General features: G+C 68.0%; 14 protein-coding genes. 5 read left to right on the forward strand and 9 right to left on the reverse strand.

What is annotated here, in order from left to right; all coding sequences use genetic code 11:
* The first annotated feature begins 127 nt into the window (after window positions 1–127).
* Window positions 128–2,779 carry a nitrate reductase gene (locus tag AABQ55_RS30775; protein WP_272808963.1) on the forward strand — a complete coding sequence of 884 codons (2,652 nt, stop codon included), beginning with the start codon at window positions 128–130 and terminating at the stop codon, window positions 2,777–2,779.
* A gap of 44 nt (window positions 2,780–2,823) precedes the next feature.
* Here AABQ55_RS30775 and AABQ55_RS30780 read toward each other — a convergent pair whose 3' ends face one another.
* The 9 genes from AABQ55_RS30780 to AABQ55_RS30820 all read right to left on the reverse strand — a co-directional run bounded on the left by AABQ55_RS30780 (window position 2,824) and on the right by AABQ55_RS30820 (window position 12,854).
* Complete coding sequence (locus AABQ55_RS30780) at window positions 2,824–3,612, reverse strand: ABC transporter ATP-binding protein (protein ID WP_272808964.1); 789 nt, start codon at window positions 3,610–3,612, stop codon at window positions 2,824–2,826.
* Window positions 3,609–4,562, reverse strand: coding sequence for an ABC transporter ATP-binding protein (locus tag AABQ55_RS30785; protein ID WP_272808965.1), 954 nt, complete (start codon window positions 4,560–4,562; stop codon window positions 3,609–3,611). Before AABQ55_RS30785 ends, AABQ55_RS30780 begins: the two co-directional genes overlap by 4 nt.
* The gene (locus AABQ55_RS30790; RefSeq protein WP_244768938.1) at window positions 4,549–5,388 is read right to left on the reverse strand and encodes an ABC transporter permease; all 840 of its coding nucleotides are present in this window, start codon (window positions 5,386–5,388) and stop codon (window positions 4,549–4,551) included. The genes AABQ55_RS30785 and AABQ55_RS30790 overlap by 14 nt, the downstream gene beginning before the upstream one ends.
* Complete coding sequence (locus AABQ55_RS30795; RefSeq protein ID WP_272808966.1) at window positions 5,385–6,407, reverse strand: ABC transporter permease; 1,023 nt, start codon at window positions 6,405–6,407, stop codon at window positions 5,385–5,387. Before AABQ55_RS30795 ends, AABQ55_RS30790 begins: the two co-directional genes overlap by 4 nt.
* Window positions 6,408–6,794: 387 nt before the next feature.
* Entirely contained in the window at window positions 6,795–8,360 is a 1,566-nt protein-coding gene (locus AABQ55_RS30800; RefSeq protein WP_272808967.1) for an ABC transporter substrate-binding protein, read from the reverse strand.
* Window positions 8,361–8,393: 33 nt separating this feature from the next.
* A complete protein-coding gene (locus AABQ55_RS30805; RefSeq protein WP_272808968.1) occupies window positions 8,394–9,515 on the reverse strand; it encodes a DUF917 domain-containing protein in 1,122 nt (373 codons plus the stop codon).
* Window positions 9,512–11,056 (reverse strand): hydantoinase/oxoprolinase family protein, encoded by a 1,545-nt coding sequence (locus tag AABQ55_RS30810; RefSeq protein WP_272808969.1) that lies wholly within the window; start codon window positions 11,054–11,056, stop codon window positions 9,512–9,514. Before AABQ55_RS30810 ends, AABQ55_RS30805 begins: the two co-directional genes overlap by 4 nt.
* A gap of 3 nt (window positions 11,057–11,059) precedes the next feature.
* The gene (locus tag AABQ55_RS30815) at window positions 11,060–11,563 is read right to left on the reverse strand and encodes an Lrp/AsnC family transcriptional regulator (protein WP_272808970.1); all 504 of its coding nucleotides are present in this window, start codon (window positions 11,561–11,563) and stop codon (window positions 11,060–11,062) included.
* 244 nt (window positions 11,564–11,807) lie between these two features.
* Window positions 11,808–12,854: a LacI family DNA-binding transcriptional regulator gene (locus AABQ55_RS30820; RefSeq protein ID WP_272808971.1), complete on the reverse strand. Its 1,047-nt coding sequence runs from the start codon at window positions 12,852–12,854 to the stop codon at window positions 11,808–11,810.
* A 287-nt stretch (window positions 12,855–13,141) separates the two neighbouring features.
* Between AABQ55_RS30820 and AABQ55_RS30825 the strand changes: the two genes are divergently transcribed.
* The 4 genes from AABQ55_RS30825 (at window position 13,142) to AABQ55_RS30840 (ending at window position 16,969) form a co-directional block, all read left to right on the forward strand.
* Complete coding sequence (locus AABQ55_RS30825) at window positions 13,142–14,476, forward strand: ABC transporter substrate-binding protein (protein ID WP_244768945.1); 1,335 nt, start codon at window positions 13,142–13,144, stop codon at window positions 14,474–14,476.
* 422 nt (window positions 14,477–14,898) lie between these two features.
* Entirely contained in the window at window positions 14,899–15,846 is a 948-nt protein-coding gene (locus AABQ55_RS30830; protein WP_244768946.1) for a carbohydrate ABC transporter permease, read from the forward strand.
* Entirely contained in the window at window positions 15,843–16,784 is a 942-nt protein-coding gene (locus tag AABQ55_RS30835; protein WP_272808972.1) for a carbohydrate ABC transporter permease, read from the forward strand. The genes AABQ55_RS30830 and AABQ55_RS30835 overlap by 4 nt, the downstream gene beginning before the upstream one ends.
* The gene (locus AABQ55_RS30840) at window positions 16,781–16,969 is read left to right on the forward strand and encodes a hypothetical protein (protein WP_244768948.1); all 189 of its coding nucleotides are present in this window, start codon (window positions 16,781–16,783) and stop codon (window positions 16,967–16,969) included. Before AABQ55_RS30835 ends, AABQ55_RS30840 begins: the two co-directional genes overlap by 4 nt.

Consider the following 16,969-nt stretch of genomic DNA (forward strand, 5'->3'; position numbering starts at 1 on the left):
TCCCCGTTTCGACGGGGAGAAGGCCGATGGAGCACCGACGTCGCCATACCCTCCTTCTCCCCGCTTGCGGGGAGAAGGTCCCGGCAGGGGGATGAGGGGCGTGCAGCGTCCCCGCGAGGCGCCGCCCATGCCCGTTGAAACGAAAACCACCTGCCCCTATTGCGGCGTCGGCTGCGGGGTGATCGCCACGGTCGGCGAGGACGGCGCGGTTTCCGTCAGGGGCGATCCGGACCATCCCTCGAACTACGGCCGGCTCTGCTCGAAGGGCTCGGCGCTCGCCGAGACGATCGATCTCGACGGCCGCATCCTCCATCCCGAGATCGCCGGCCGGCAATCGACATGGGACGAGGCGCTCGACCTCGTCGCGGAGAAATTCTCCGCCGCCATCGAAGAACACGGGCCGGATTCCGTCGCCTTCTACGTCTCCGGCCAGCTTTTGACGGAGGACTACTACGTCGCCAACAAGCTGATGAAGGGTTTCGTCGGCTCGGCGAATATCGACACCAATTCGCGGCTGTGCATGTCCTCCTCCGTCGCCGGCCACCGCCGGGCCTTCGGGGCCGATACGGTGCCGGGGACCTACGAGGACCTGGAGCTTGCCGACCTCGTGGTCCTCGCCGGCTCGAACCTTGCCTGGTGCCACCCGGTGCTCTACCAGCGGCTGGCCGCGGCCAAGGCGCGGCGGCCGGGCCTGAAGGTGGTGGTCATCGATCCGCGCCGCACCATGACGGCGGATATCGCCGACCTGCACCTCGCCATCCGGCCGGATACGGACGTGGCGCTGTTCGCCGGCCTGTTCTCCCATCTCGTCAAGAACGGCGCGGTGGACCAGAATTTCATCGCGGCGCACACGATGGGCTTTTCCGAGGCCTTCGCGGCGGCGGTTTCCTTTCCGGAGGCGCTGGAGCGGACCGGCCTGCCGGCCATGCAGCTTCGCGAATTCTACCGGCTGTTCACGGCGAGCGAAAAGGTGGTGACCTGCTACAGCCAGGGCGTCAACCAGTCCTCGTCCGGCACCGACAAGGTCAACGCCATCCTCAATTGCCACCTCGCCACCGGCCGCATCGGCCGGCCGGGCATGGGACCGTTCTCGCTGACCGGCCAGCCCAACGCCATGGGCGGGCGCGAGGTCGGCGGCCTCGCCAACATGCTGGCCGCCCATATGGAGATCGAAAGCGCGGAGGACCGCGAACGCGTGCAGCGCTTCTGGCAGGCGCCGCGCATCGCCGAGAAACCGGGGCTGAAGGCGGTCGACCTGTTCCGTGCGGTGGCGGAGGGACGCATCAAGGCGCTGTGGATCATGGCGACCAACCCGGTCGTCTCGATGCCGGACGCCGATGCCGTCGAGGCGGCGATCAGGGCCTGTCCCTTCGTCGTCGTCTCCGACATCCTGCGCGAGACGGACACCGCCCGCCACGCCGATGTGCTCCTGCCCTCGCGCGGCTGGGGCGAGAAGGACGGCACCGTCACCAATTCCGAACGGCGCGTCTCCCGCCAGCGGGCGTTCCTCGACGCGCCGGGCGAGGCACGGGCGGACTGGTGGCAGCTGGCCGAGGTCGGCCGGCGCATGGGCTTTGCGCGTGCGTTCGCCTATGACGGGGCGTCGGGGATCTTCGCCGAGCATGCGGCGCTCTCCGCCTTCGAGAACGGCGGCAGCCGGGATTTCGATATCGGCGCCCATGCCGGCATCGGGCCGGCGGCCTATGACGCGCTTTCGCCCTTCCAGTGGCCGCAGCCGGCAGGCCGCGGGGAGGGGGAAACCCGGTTCTTCGCGAACGGCGGCTTCTATCATCCGGACGGCCGGGCGCGTTTCGTCGCCGTCGCGCCCGCCGCGGCCGACCGCACCGATGCCGCCTATCCCTTCACGCTGAACACGGGCCGCATCCGCGACCAGTGGCACACCATGACGCGATCCGGCAAAAGCGCCCGCCTTTCCACCCATATCGCGGAACCCTTTGCCGAGCTCCACCCGCGCGATGCGCTGGAGATCGGCGTCGTGCCCGCCGGCCTGGTCGAGATCGAAAGCCCGCGCGGCAGCGTGGTGGTGCGCGCCCTCGTCACGGACCGGCAGGCGCGCGGCAGCCTCTTCGCGCCGATGCACTGGAATGACCAGTTCGCGGCGAAAGCCCGCGTCGACACCCTCGTGCCGCCGCTGACGGACAGGATCTCCGGCCAGCCGGCCTCGAAGAACGTCGCCGTCGCCGCCCGCCCGTTCAAGGCCGCCTCCTATGCCTTTGCCGTCTCGCGGGCAAGGCCGGAAGGGCTCGAGGCCGCCTATTGGGCGCTGGCGAAGGCCGAGGGCGGCTGGCGGCTGGAGCTTGCCTTCGATAGTCCCGGGGAGGACTGGGCCGTCTGGTGCCGGCGTGCCTTCGCCATCCCGGACGCGGTCGAACCGCTCGGTTACGCCGACCGGGAGACCGGCGAGATCCGCCTCGCCTTCTTCGACGGTCCGCGCCTGCTCGCGGCCTTCTTCCTTGCGCGCGAACCGGTGGCGGTGGCACGCAACTGGGCGATCGCGCAACTTTCGGCCGGGCATGCGAACCTGCGCCGGCGCTTCGCCCTCGTCGCCGGCCGGCCGGGGGCGGACAGGCCGGATCCCGGCGCCACGGTCTGCGCCTGCTTCGGCGTCGGCGTCAACCAGATCGTTGCGGCCGTGCGCGGCGGGTGCCACGGCGTCGAAGGGGTCGGGGAGGCGACGAGGGCGGGCACAAATTGCGGTTCCTGCCGCGGGGAGATCCGCAGCATCGTCGACAGGTGTCTTGCCGCGGCGGCGGAATGAGGGGGAGCCGGCGGCGCCGGCCCCTGCGCCGTACAAGGATCGCGCTATCCGGCAGCCGCCTTGCGGCCGAAGGACAGGAGGTCGCGCGTATAGGCCTCGGCAGGGGCGGCGATCACCGCTTCCGTCCGGCCGAACTCGATGACGTCGCCGCGGCGCATGACGAGGAGCGTGTCGGAAATGTGCGCGACGACCTTGAGGTTGTGGGTCACGAAGAGCATCGAGAGGCCGCGGCTTTCCTTGAGGTCCGCGAGCAGGTTGAGGATCTGCGCCTGCACGGAGACGTCGAGCGCCGAGGTGGGCTCGTCGAGGATGAGCAGGCCCGGTTCCAGCGCCAGCGCCCGGGCGATCGCCACGCGCTGCGCCTGGCCGCCGGAAATCTCCCGCGCGCGTCGGTCGAGGAAATCGGCGGTGAGGCCGCAATCGGCGACGAGCGCGGCGATCTTCTCGCGCAGCGCCGGGCCTTGCCGTGCGCCGGCGGCCAGCAGGGGCTCGGCGACGATCTCGGCGATGGTGAGGCGCGGGCTCAGCGACAGGAAGGGATTTTGCGAGACGACGCCGATCTTCTGGCGCGCGCCGCGCAGGGCGTCGCCCTGCAGTGCCAGCCAGTCCTGCCCGTCGAGCCGCACCGTGCCGCTTTCCACCGGCAGGAGGCGCAGGATGGCGCGCAGCAGGCTCGTCTTGCCCGAGCCGCTTTCCCCGACGATGCCGAGGGTCTCGCCCTTTTCAAGGCGGAAGCTGGCGCCGTTGACGGCCGGTTTCGGGCGCGGCGCGAAGAGGCCGGCGCGATAGCGGATGACGAGATCCTTGACGTCGAGCATCGGGGCCGGGCTCATGCCGCATCCTCCGGCAGGTGGCAGAGCCAGGTGTGGCGGTCACGGGCGCGTTCGGGCGGCGGCTCGGCGGCGCAGACGGGCATGGCCTTCGGACAGCGCGGGGCGAAGGCGCAGCCGGCGATCCTCGTCCGCGGCGGCGGGATGGAGCCCTCGATGGCGGCAAGGCGGGCGCCGTGCGGGGCGGCATCCGGCAGGGCGGCGAGCAGCGCGCGCGTATAGGGATGGCCGGGCTTCTGCAGCACGGCCTCCACCGGGCCGGTCTCGACGGAGCGGCCGGCATAGAGCACCGTCGCCCGGTCGCAGGCCTCCGCGATGACGTCCATGTCGTGGGTGATCATCAGCACGGTGAGGCCGCGCTCGGCGACGAGCTTGCGCAGCAGCGCGAGGACCTGCGCGCCGACGGAGACGTCGAGCGCCGTGGTCGGCTCGTCGGCGATGAGGAAGTCGGCGCCGGTCGCCAGCGCCTGGGCGATCACCACGCGCTGCTGCATGCCGCCGGAAAGCTGGTGCGGATAGCTCTTCAGCACCCTTTCAGGATCGGGCAGGCCGGTGGCGGCGAGAAGGTCGGCCGCCTCCCTGCGGCGGGCTTCGCGCGGCAGGGTGCGGTGGGCGCGGATGACGTCGTCCATCTGGCGGGCGATGGAAAGCACCGGGTTGAGCGCGGCCGCGGGGTCCTGCGCGATCATGCCGATGCGCTTGCCGCGCAGGGCCTTCGCCTGTTCGCGCAGGTCCGCGCCGTCGAAATGGAAGCGCGCGGCCTCGATGCGGGTGCCCTTCGGCGCAAGGCCGAGCGTGGCCATGCCGGTCATCGTCTTGCCGCAGCCGGATTCGCCGATGACGCCGTGGATCTCGCCGCGCTCGATCCTAAGGCTGACGGCGCGCACGGCATGCACCTCGCCCTCCGGCGTCGGGATGCGGACGGAGAGGTCGCTTATGTCAAGCAGGGGCACGGACGGTCCCTCCCTTGCGCTCGCGCAGCGCATCGCCGAGCACGCTGAACGCGAGCGCGACAATGAAGATCGTCAGGCCGGGCATGGCCGAATACCACCAGCGCGCCGGGAAGAATTTCCGGCCGGCATCGACCATCTGGCCCCAGTCGGCCGTCGGCGGCAGAACGCCGAGGCCGAGGAAGGAGAGGGCGGCGGCGGTCAGCAGCGCCGGGCCGACGTCGAGCGCGGCCTGCACGGTCAGCGGCCGGCCGGTGGCGGGCAGGATGTGGCGGGCGATGATGCGCGGATGCGACACGCCGGCAAGCCGCGCCGCCTCCACATAGGGCTGGCCGCGCAGCACCAGCACTTCCGCGCGGGCAAGCCGGGCATACCAGGGCCACCAGGTCACGGCGACGGCGATGATGCTGTTGAGGAAACCCGGGCCGAGGGCGGCGGCCATCAGCACGGCGAGCAGCAGCGCGGGAAAGGCGAGGAAGACGTCGGTGCCGCGCATCAGCGCCTCGTCGATCCAGCCGCCGAAATAGCCCGCCGCAAGGCCGACCGGCAGGCCGATGAGCAGCGAGAAGGCGACGATCAGCACGCCGTTGGTCAGCGAGACGCGGGTGCCGTAGATGATGCGGCTCAGGATGTCGCGGCCGAGATGGTCTGTGCCGAGCCAATAGTCCGCCGAGGGCGGCGCGAGCTTCGCCAGCACGTTCGGCGCGCCGGCGCCCTGCGCGGGATAGGGCGCGATCCACGGCGCGAAGAGGCCGACGAAGACGAAGAGGAGGACGACGGCAAGGGCGATCGTGCCGGGCCAGCCGAGGCGGTGAACGAGCTTTTTCATGAGAGCGCCACCCGCGGGTCGACCAGCGCCTGGGCGATGTCGATGAGGAGGTTCATCACGACATAACAGATCGTCACCACCATGGTGACGGCCGCGATGACCGGAAAGTCCTTGGCGAGGATCGCCTCGGAAACGTAGCGGCCGAGCCCCGGCCAGGCGAAGATGATCTCGACCAGCACCGCGCCGGTCAGCGCATAGGCGAAGGAGAGGCCGATCACCGTCAGGGCCGGACCCATGGCGTTCGGCAGCGCATGGCCGAACAGGATGCGCGGCTCGGACAGGCCGAGCGCGCGGGCGGCGACGACGTGGCGGCGCTCGAGGATCTCGATCATCGCCGAGCGCGTCAGGCGCATGGCGACGCCGGCGGGGTAGGAGGCGAGCGTCAGCGCCGGCAGGATGAGATGGGTCACCGCATTGCCGAAGGCATCGAGCCGGCCGGCAAGGAGCGCGTCGACAAGCGTGAAATTGGTGACGACGGGCAGCGGCGCGCCGATCGCGATCTCGCGCGACAGCCGGCCGGACAGCGGCAGGATGCCGAGCCATTGCGCGAAGACCAGCTGCAGGATCATGGCGAGGAAGAAGGTCGGCATGGCGACGGCGGCGATGGAGCCGAAGCTGCCGAGCCTGTCCGGCCACCTGCCCTGCCTTGCGGCCGCGAGCACGCCGAGCGGAATGCCGATGAGAAGCGCAAGGCCGGTGGAGAAGACCGCAAGCTCCAGCGTCGCCGGCAGGTAGGCCTTGAGGTCTTCGGCGATCAGCCGGCGCGACTTGTAGGAGACGCCGAAGTCGCCGGAGGCCATCGCGGCCGCGAAGGTGGCGAAGCGGGCGGGCAGGGGCGCGTCGAGGTTGAGTTCCTGGCGCGCCTTCTCGATCTGCTCGGCCGTCGGGCGCGGGCCGGCATAGAGCGCGGCGGGATCGGAGGGAACCACCTGCGCCACGATGAAGACCAGGAAGGTCACGCCGACGACGACGAAGGCGGAGAGGACCGTGCGGCGCAGGATGTAGCGGAGGAGTTCCATCAGCGGGCCGATCGCATGGCGGAGGGGAGGGTGAAAGGGCTGCGGCGAGCACCCCCGCCGCCTGCCGGCATTTTCCGGGCGGACGCGTCGCGCCGGGCCGGATGCGGGGCGCGGGCGCCATGATCGGACGGGTTCGCCTGCGGCATTCTCCCCATGTCGCTGCCGCGACCTCCTCCCCGAGGGGGAGAAGGGAGCAGGCAGGACGGGTCCGCCCCATGGGCACGACCTCTCGCCGCCAAAGGAGAGGTCGCGAGGCGGGAACCCGGCTTCAACGGCACCGTCGAAGAAGGGCGGAGCGCCACCCCACCCGATCTCCTCCTTTCAGGGGGAGATGGCCGGCAGGCCAAGGAGGGGTGCGCGCGCGTCATCTGGGGGTTTCCCGTTCCGTTACCGGCTCAGTTCGTTGACGAAGGTGACATGGCCATAGGCCGGATTGTCGGTATAGCCCTTGATGTCCGAGCGGATAATGTGGACGTTCGGCCGGTCGACCATGAAGACGGCCGCCGCTTCCTCGATCACCGTGCGCTGCGCCTCGATGAAGAGGGCTTCGGCGCGGGGGCGGTCGGTGCCGGAGAGCTTGGCCGCCTCGTCGATCTTGGCGTCCACCTCGGGGTTGGAATAGTAGCCGAGGTTGAAGTTCGGCTTTTCTTCCGTGTGGAACAGGTTGAAGAGGTAGTCGTAGGGCGTGACGAAGGTCGGCCACCAGAACATGACGAAAATGTCCTGCGCGGCCTTCGGGTCCGACTTGCCGAGCTGCCATTGCGCTTCCCAGGCCATCGGCTGCAGCGTCAGCGTGATGCCGAGGGTTTCGAGGTTCGCCTTCCAGAGCTCGCCGGCAACGGCCGAAAGCGCCTGGGTGGTGGAATAGGTCATGACCAGTTCCAGCCCCGGCTCGATGCCTTCCTCCGCCAGCAGCGCCCTGGCGGCTTCCAGGTCGGTGCTGGGGATCGGCGCATCGGCGTCGTGGCCCCAGATGCCGGCGGGCACGACGCCCTTGGCGCGGGTGCCGAGGCCCATCGTGCCGGCGGCGATCACGTCGTCATAGGGGAAGGCGAGCGACAGCGCCTGGCGCACCTTCACCTTGTCGAGCGGCGCACGCTTGACGTTGTAGAGGCCGAACAGCGTTTCGAAGGAGGGGTTGGAGACGACGTTGAGGTCCGGATTGGCCTTCATCGCCTCGAGGTTCTCGAAGGGAATGGAATAGGTCCAGTCGGCCTGGCCGCTCTCGATCATGTTCTGGGCGAGCGTCGTGTCCTCGATGATCTCGAAGGAGATCGTCTGGAAGGCGCCGTCCGGCACGGTGTCCCAGTAGCCTTCGACGCGGTCGAGCACTGCGCGCTGGCCGGGCTCGTAGCGCGAGATCCTGAACGGGCCGGTGCCGGCATCGTTGCCGGCGTTGAACCAGGCATTGTCCTTGTCGAAGGAGGAGGGCGCGTAGATCCAGGCGGCAAAACCGGCCGAGGCGATGAGGTCGAGCGGCTGCGGCTCGGAGAGCTGGAAGACGACCTTCAGCGGCTCGGGCGTCTCGATCGCGGTGACCGGACCCCAGATGAAGGCCGCGCCGCCGCCGATCTTCTTGGTGCGCTCGATGGAGCCCTTGACGGCCTCGGAGGTCAGCGGCGTGCCGTCGTGGAATGTCACGCCGTCGCGCAGGGTGAAGGTCCAGGTCTTGCCGTCGGCGCTCACCTCCCAAGCGGTGGCGAGCCGCGGCTCGATCTTCGCCTCCGTCTTCTCGTCGCCGGGAATGTAGCGCGTCAGGCCCTCATAGACATTGGCCAGCACCGCGCCGTCGTTGGAGAACGAGGTCGCCGGGTCGAGGTCCGGGAAGCTCGTCGGATAGGCGAGCGTGAAGATCTGGCTGGCGCCCTGCGCCATGGCGAAGTTCCAGCGCGCGGTGGCGGCGCTGGCGAGGGCGGCAAGGACGGTGGTCTTCAGGAAATTGCGGCGGTTCATGTCGGGCTCCCAATGGATGGTTTGATCGGACGATCAGGCGTCTTCTTCGTAATGCGGGACCGCGGGCGCATCGGCGGAGACGCCCATCGGCACGAAGTCGAAATCATAGCCGAAGGCCCGGGGGCCGACGGAGGCGAGCGCGATCTCGCTGCGCAGCAGCACCGGCGCGGGCATGGACAGCACGTCGATGCGCAGGCCGTAGCGCAGCTCCTCCGTGCCGATGGCGCGGCCGGTCTCCGAATCCACGATGCAGATGAGGTCCGGCACCATGGTGATGATCGTCTCGCCCTCGCGGGCGATGAGATATTCGTTCTGGATCTCGACGGTCAGCGTGCGGCCGGCATCGCCATCGAGCCCCGCCACGGTCAGCTTGCCGCGGGTGAAGCCCGCCATGACGCGGCGGCCGATATCGGTCACCTTGCCGCGCATCAGCCGCACGCCGCCGGATTGCTGCAGGATCGCCTCGACCGGGTCCGCCTTGGCGGCGCGGGCGGTGAGCACGGCGTCGCCGAGGCTCCAGGCCTGGCTCGTCGTGTGCGGCACGCCGAAGCGGCGCACGAAGTCGCCGGACATCGGCGCGGTCGTCATCAGAGCCGTGCAGCCCATGGCGATGGTGCTGGCGCGCAGCAGCTTTTCCAGCATTTTCGGCGTGGTGGCGTCGGTGACGACCAGCACGTTGCCGTCCGCATCGGCGAGCGCCGCCGGCTGCACCGGCTGGCCGTGGATGAAGAAGGTCGTCATCTGCACCTCCGGGAAGGCGCGGCCCATGCCGTCGGCGTCGACGACCGGCAGGTCCACCATGGCCGCCGTCAGCATCGGCGCGATGCCGTTGCCGCCGCCCACCTCGTCGCCGAGCAGTGCATCGACCTTGCGGCCCATATGGCGCTCCAGCGCATGCAGGAGCCGCACGCCCTCGCCGCCCTCGGCGATCTTCTCGATGCCGACGGTGGGCGCGCCGATGCCGCCGATGCCGATGATCTGCGCATCCGGGTCCATGTCGGCCGGGCGCACCATGCGGATGCGTTTACCCTCCCGCAGCAGCGCCTTGGCGCGCAGCGCGCCGTGATAGGTGCTGCCGCCGCCGCCGGTGCCGAGGATGCCGCAGCCGATGGCGATGCGGTCGATATCCGCCTCGGTGAGCGTCCAGTATTTCATGCCCGCAATTCTCCAATGACTTTCGCCGCGACGCGCACGGCATTGCCGGGCAGGTAGGCGAGCGGCGTTTCCTCGATCTCGGCGAGCGTCGTCGTTTCGGCGGCCGCGCCCGCCTCGACGGCGCGCGCCCGCGCTTCCGCGACGACGGATTCGAGCGCGATCTCGCGTGTCGTGCCTTCCAGCGAGACCACGCTGTCGACCTCGCCGGAAACCTGCGCGATGGCCGCGCCGATGGCGTTGGCCGAGCCGAAATGATCCGGCTTCAGCGAAACGGAGGTGCCCTCCAGCAATCCTTCGACCAGCACGGAGCCGCCGCCGACGAGGATGGCCGGAATCGGCTCGGCGCTCGGCTTCATGCGGTCGAGCACGGTCTCGATGCTGGCCTTCATCTGCGCCAGCATCTTCTGCGCGAAATCCGGCGTGATGTGGGAAAGGCGGCTGCGGTCGCCGAGGTCGACGAGGCCGGCGGCAACCGCAATATCGGTCGCCGTCAGCGTGTCGCCGCCAAAGCACAGCGCCCTTTGCGGCAGGCGGAAGCCGACGGAGTCGGGGCCGACGGTCGGCGCTGCGCCGTCTCGCACGATGCTGCCGCCGCCGAGGCCGAAGGAATAGACGTCGGGCACGCGGAAATTGGTCGGAACGCCGCCGATCATCGCGCCCTCGCTGCGGGTGCGCGGGAAGCCGGCGACGAGCATGCCGATATCCGTAGTCGTGCCGCCGATATCGATGACCGCGGCGTCGGAAAGCCCGGTGAGGAAGGCGGCGCCGCGCATGGAGTTGGTCGGGCCGGAGGCGATGGTGAAGACCGGGTAGCGTTCGGCGAAGTCCGCCGCCATCAGCGTGCCGTCGTTCTGGGTGAGATAGAGCGGGCAGGCAAGGCCGAGCGCGGCGAAGGCCGAGCGGAAGGCGCCGACCGTCTCGCGGCCCAGCGTGTGGAGGCTGGCATTGAGGATCGCCGCGTTCTCGCGCGGCAGGAGGCCGGTGCGGCCGATGCGGTGCGACAGGCTGATCGCGGCATCCGGCATTTCCCCGGCGACGATGGCGGCCGCCTCGATCTCCATGCGCGGATCGACCAGCGCGAAGACGGAACAGATCGCGATGGCGGAGATGCCCCGGGCGCGCCAGTCGCGGCAGGCCGCGCGGATGGCGAGGCCATCGAGCGGCGCGATGTCCGAGCCGTCATAGTTGAGGCCGCCGCCGACCAGCGCCGCGCCGCCCTCGACGATGGGACGCAGGGTGTCCGGCCAGTCGATCATCGGCGGCAGCGAGCGCGTCGCCGCGCCGCAGAGCCGGAGCACGCCGACCTTCTTGAGGTGCCGTCCCTCGACCACCGCATTGAGGAAATGCGTGGTGCCGATCATCACGCCGTTGACCGCGCCGGCGGCGATGCCGGCCTCGGCCAGCACCGTGCGGATCGCCGCGGCGACGCCGGAGGTCACGTCCGCCGTGGTCGCGGATTTCACCGTGGCCAGAACCGTCGTGCCGGAGAGCAGCGCCGCATCCGTATTGGTTCCGCCCACATCCACCCCGATGCGCAGCATGGGTTATCCTTTCTTCTTGCCGCCGAGGTCCGTGCCGCGGCTGATCGCGGTCGTCCTCGTGCCGAATACCTTGTAGAGGCGCAGGACGACCGAGCTCGTCACGCGCTTCACGCCGGGCAGCTTGCCCAGCTCCTGGTCGATGAATTCGAGAAGCGCCGCATGATCGGCGACGAAGAGCGAGGCGCTGAGATTGGCCGTGCCGCTGGTGGCGGCGAGGTAGCCGATCTCGTCATATTCGGCGAGCTGAATGGCGACCTCCTCCTGCCGGCCCGGCTCGATTTCGATCAGAAGCTCGACCTGCACGTCGCGCCCCAGCGCCACGGGATCGGGAATGGCGCCGATGACGATCATCTTGGCCTGCAGCAGGCCGGCGATGCGGTTGCGGATGGTGCGCTCGGAGACGCTGCCGATCCGGCCGGCGATCTCGGCGGCCGAAAGGCGCCCGTCCTCGCTGAGGTAGCGGATGATCTCGCGGTCCAGATCGTCGACGAGGTAGCGTTGGCTCATGCGCGGTTCCATTTCGGCCTGAATGCATCAAGTAGATTTCCGAAACGGAATTGTGTCAAGAATATTTCAGCCATATCGGGCCATTCTTTCCGAAAATATCCCGGTTTTCGGCTTCCGGATGCAGAAAATTGCCGATCCGGCAACCGGAGAGGAGTCTTTCCGGGGCTGTCCGTTGCCGAAACGGAAACGCGCGGACGCAGCCCGCCGCCTGCCATGGCGCGGTTTCCGGACGGCTTTGGAGGGGTCAGAGGCCGGCGGTCTTCCGCAGCGGCAGGTTTTCCTTCAGCAGCACCTCGATGCGGATGCGCTCCTGCGAGGCGAGAAGCTCGCGATGGTCGGCGCGGGCGCGCATGATGCGCAGGGCGCTGCGCACGGCATGGCCGGGGTCCTGCGCGATCACGGCGTCGATGCGCTCGTCCATCAGCGCCTGCGCGCTGAAGGGCGTGTGCTCGTGGGCGATGACGGTGAGGGGGCGGTCCCCTTGCGCGTTCCAGACTGCGGAGAGGGGGACGCGCGCCTCGGAACTCAGGACATAGACGGCGACGGTGTCGGGATTGTGCTGCAGCGTGCGCCGGATGATGAGGTCGGCGCGCTTCTCGTCCGCATAGGTCTCCAGCGAGGGCAGGCTCTCGAGATGCGGAAACTGCGCGTTGATGATGCTGTCGAAGCCGAGGCGGCGCTGGATGCTGTCGAGCGCCATCATGGTCTCGGCGACGACCATGATCTTGCCCGGCCGCGCGCCGATGAAGCGGCCGGCGATCTTGCCGGCCGTCGCGCCGGCGGCGAAGTTGTCGATGCCGACATAGTCGGCGCTCTCCAGCCGCTCCTGGCCGGAGAGGAACTGCACCACCTTGACGCCCCGCTCGACGAGGCGCAGCAGCGCGTCGCGCACCTGCGGCGATTCCGGCGCCATCACGGCGACGCCGTCCACCGCGTCGTGGTCGATGGCGGTGAGGTACTTGGCGACGTGGTGCGGGTCGCTCATCGGGATCTGCACGGCCTCGACCTCGGTAGAATCGGCGCGCAAGGCCTCCTTGGCCTCGCGCACGCGGGCGAGGAGTTCGGCAAGATACTGGTCGCCGGAGGTCGGCAGCACGAAGCGGAAGCGGTAGGTCTTGTTGCGTGCCAGCGCCACGGCGGCGGGATTGCGCACGAAGCCTATGCGCTCGATGGCCTCGGCCACCTTCCTTGCGGCCTTCGGGCTGACATTCGGCCGCTCGTTGAGCACGCGATCGACCGTCGCGAGGCTGACGCCCGCGGCTTCTGCCAGGTCTTTCGCGGTGGGCCGCATTCTCCGCTCTCTTTCACGACGGCGTGATCCTGATCCGATTCCTCCAACAAAAGCAGGCGAAAAGCAAGAATTGAAGTGCGCACCTCAAAAATTGCTTGCATTGAGGTGCGCACCTCAATATGACTCGTTGCGTGGCCGGCAGGAGGAACGGCGCGTGCCACAAGAGGCGGCGCGGAGGAGGAGGGCCCGATTGCGGGCCCGCCGGAAAGCCAGTCCGCGCCATATGCCCGCACCGGGCGTTTTCAGCCTTCCGATGGGGTCGGAAGGCGAGGGAGGAGGTCCCCGCCATGACATTTCGCCATGCCACATCACTGGCCGCTTTCGCGGCCCTCTTGGCTGCCGGCGCCGCAGCCACGGGTGAAGCGAGCGCAAAGGATCTGACGCTGTGCTGGGCCGCATGGGACCCGGCGAACGCGCTCGTCGAGCTCAGCAAGGATTTCGAGGCCAAGAACGGCGTCACGATGAAATTCGAGTTCGTGCCATGGCCGAACTTCGCCGACCGCATGCTCAACGAGCTGAATTCCGGCGGCAAGCTCTGCGACCTGATGATCGGCGACAGCCAGTGGATCGGCGGCGCGGCGGAGAACGGCCAGTACGTCAAGCTCAACGATTTCTTCGACAAGGAAGGAATCAAGATGGACGACTTCATTCCCGCGACCGTCGTCGGTTACGCGGAATGGCCGAAGAACTCGCCGAACTACTGGGCGCTGCCGGCCTTCGGCGACGTCGTCGGCTGGAGCTACCGCAAGGACTGGTTCGAACGGCCCGAGCTGCAGGCGGCGTTCAAGGAGAAATACGGCCGCGACCTCGCCGTGCCGAAGACCTTTGCCGAATTGAAGGACATCGCCGAATTCTTCCAGAAGCGCGAGATCGACGGCAAGACCGTCTACGGCGCGGCGATCTATACGGAGCGCGGCTCCGAAGGCATCACCATGGGCGTGATGGACGTGCTCTACAGCTTCGGCTTCCAGTACGAGAACCCGGACAAGCCCTATGAGCTGGAAGGCTACGTGAACTCCGCCAAGGCGGTGGCGGGCCTGGAATTCTACAAGCAGCTCTACGATTGCTGCACGCCGCCCGGCCATTCCGACGCCTACATGTCCGAGGACATCGACGCCTACAAGTCGGGCCAGGTCGCGCTGCACATGAACTTCGCCTTCACCTGGCCGGGCATCCATGCCGACGCCAATGTCGGTGGCGAGAAGTCCGGCTATTTCCCGAACCCGGCAGGCCCGGACGGCGTCGCCTTCGCCCAGCTCGGCGGGCAGGGCATTTCCGTGGTCGCGGCCTCGGAAAAGCAGGAGGATGCGCTCGCCTATATCAAATGGTTCGCCCAGCCGGAAATCCAGGAAAAATGGTGGCAGATGGGCGGCTATTCGGCGCTGCGCAAGGTGGTCGAGGATCCAAGCTTCGCCACCAGCCAGCCCTATGCGCAGACCTTCCTCGATTCCATGGCGATCGTGAAGGATTTCTGGGCCGAGCCCGCCTATGCCTCACTCTTGCAGGCGGCGCAGAAACGCTTCCACGACTATGTCGTCGCCGGCCAGGGCTCCGCGCAGGACGCGCTCGACGGCCTTGCCAAGGACTGGACGCAGGTCTTCGACGACGAAGGCAAGTACTGACGCCGCCGGGCGGCCGGGTTGAACGCAAGCCGATGCGGCTCCCTTCTTCCCATGGGGCAGGGCCATCGCATCGGGGTTCGACACTGCCGTTGTCCCCTTCTCCCCCGCGGGGAGAAGGTGGCCCGAAGGGCCGGATGAGGGGGTGGCTCGGATAGAGCCTTTGCGCCTCCGGCATCCCCCTCATCCGCCTGCCGGCACCTTCTCCCCGCGGGGGAGAAGGGGATGGGGCAGCGGTTTCCTTCTTTCTGCGATGGCGCTGCCCCCGTAGAGGAGAAGGGAAACGAGGCACCTTCTTGCGTCGCGGCCGATCGTCTTCATACTCTGCCCTGTCCCGCCGCCTCCCAGCGGGCCACGGGCGCGGCCGGAGCCGGGGATCTGCCCCGGCTCTGTCGCCGCCCAGTCAGATAGTCAGGGGAACACCCATGCTGAAATCCTCCGTGGACCGGATCGCCGAGGCGACGCCGCACGCCATTGCCAGACGCATGCACGGCCTGTCCGACCGCGCGCTCGCCTGGCTCTTCGTCGCCCCGTCGATCGTGCTCTTGCTGGCGGTCAACATCTTCCCGCTCATCTGGACGATCCGGCTGAGCTTCACCAATTTCCGCGTCAACCGGCCCAATGCCGAGGTCGATTTCGTCGGCCTGAAGAACTATGCCAGCATCCTGTCCGACCGCGACATCTGGCTGACCATGCAGGCGACGGCGCATTTCCTGATCTGGACCATCGTGCTGCAGGTCCTCATCGGCTTCTCGCTCGCCTATCTCATCAACAAGAAGTTCCGCGGCAACGATCTGTGGACGACGATCATCGTGCTGCCGATGATGCTCAGCCCGGCGGTGGTCGGCAATTTCTGGACCTTCCTCTACCAGCCGCAGATCGGCCTGTTCAACTATGCGGTCGGCTTCCTCACCGGCGCGGACCCCTCCAGCTTCTCGATGATCGGCGACGTCAAGCTCGCGCCCTGGGCGATCATCATCGTCGACACCTGGATGTGGACGCCCTTCGTCATGCTGATCTGCCTTGCGGGCCTGCGTTCCATTCCGGGGAGCATCTATGAGGCCGCCGAATGCGACCGCGCCAGCAAGTGGCGGCAGTTCTGGACGATCACCATCCCGCTCGTCCTGCCCTTCCTGATGCTCGCCGTGCTCTTTCGCGGCATCGAGAACTTCAAGATGTTCGACCTCGTCGTGCAGCTGACGGGCGGCGGCCCGGGCTCGATCACCGAGCTCACCTCGATCAACCTCAAGCGCGAGGCCTTCGAGAAGTGGCGCACCGGCTATGCCTCTGCCTATGCCGTCATCCTCTTCGTCACGGTCTTCGGCCTAGCCTCGATCTACGTCAAGGCGCTCAACAAGGTGAAACAACGATGAGCAGCTATTCCGTCACCGAGCCCTCGCCAAGGCAGAAATGGGTCGCGGGCATCCTGGTCGTCGGCTACGCGCTGATCACCATCCTGCCGCTGGTCTGGATCATCGCCACCAGCTTCAAGACCCCGTCCGACGCCATCGCCTATCCGCCGAAGACCTTCTTCACGCCGACGGTGGAAGGCTATGTCAACGTCTTCACCACGCGCACCCGGCTTTCGACCGAGCAGTTGCAGGCGCTGGGCGAGCCCACCACCTGGTACGACAAGCTGGTGCGCAAGGACGGGCTCGTCATTTCCGGCCCCTCGCGTTTTGCCGAACGTTTTACCAATTCCGTCATAATCGGCTTCGGCTCGACGGTGCTCTGCATCGTGCTCGGCACGGCGGCTGCCTATGCCTTCTCGCGCTTCAAGGTGCCGCTGAAGGACGATCTTCTCTTCTTCATCCTCTCGACGCGCATGATGCCGCCGATCGCCGTCGCCATCCCGATCTTCCTGATGTTCCGCTCGCTCGGCCTCAGCGACACCCATGCCGGCATGATCCTGCTCTATACGGCGGTCAACCTGTCGCTCTCGGTCTGGTTCTTGAAGGGCTTCATCGACGAGATCCCGGTCGAATACGAGGAGGCGGCGCTGATCGACGGCTATACCCGCTTCCAGGCGTTCTACAAGGTCGTGCTGCCGCAGGCGGCGACCGGCATCGCCTCCACCGCGATCTTCTGCCTGATCTTCGCCTGGAACGAATATGCCTTCGCCGTGCTGTTGACATCCGGCAACGCCCAGACGGCCCCGCCCTTCATTCCCACCATCATCGGCGTCAGCGGCCAGGACTGGCCCGCCGTCGCCGCCGGCGCGACGCTCTTCCTCGTGCCGGTCATGGTGTTCACCATCCTCCTGCGCAAGCATCTCCTGCGCGGCATCACCTTCGGAGCAGTCCGCAAATGACACGATTTTTCAACGGCCTCCTGCATTTCCGGCGCAGCGCCTGGGAAATGCTGGCCTCGGTGCTGATCGCGGCGGGCGTCGTCATGCTCATGCAGCCCTTCGCGCTCACGCTCTATTCCTGGTCCTTCGTCGTCACTCTCCTCGGCACGGTGATGTTCATCATCGTCAGCCATTTCCCGGAATAG

The sequence above is a fragment of the Shinella sp. WSD5-1 genome (assembly GCF_963942435.1).
Lineage (GTDB): Bacteria > Pseudomonadota > Alphaproteobacteria > Rhizobiales > Rhizobiaceae > Shinella > Shinella yambaruensis.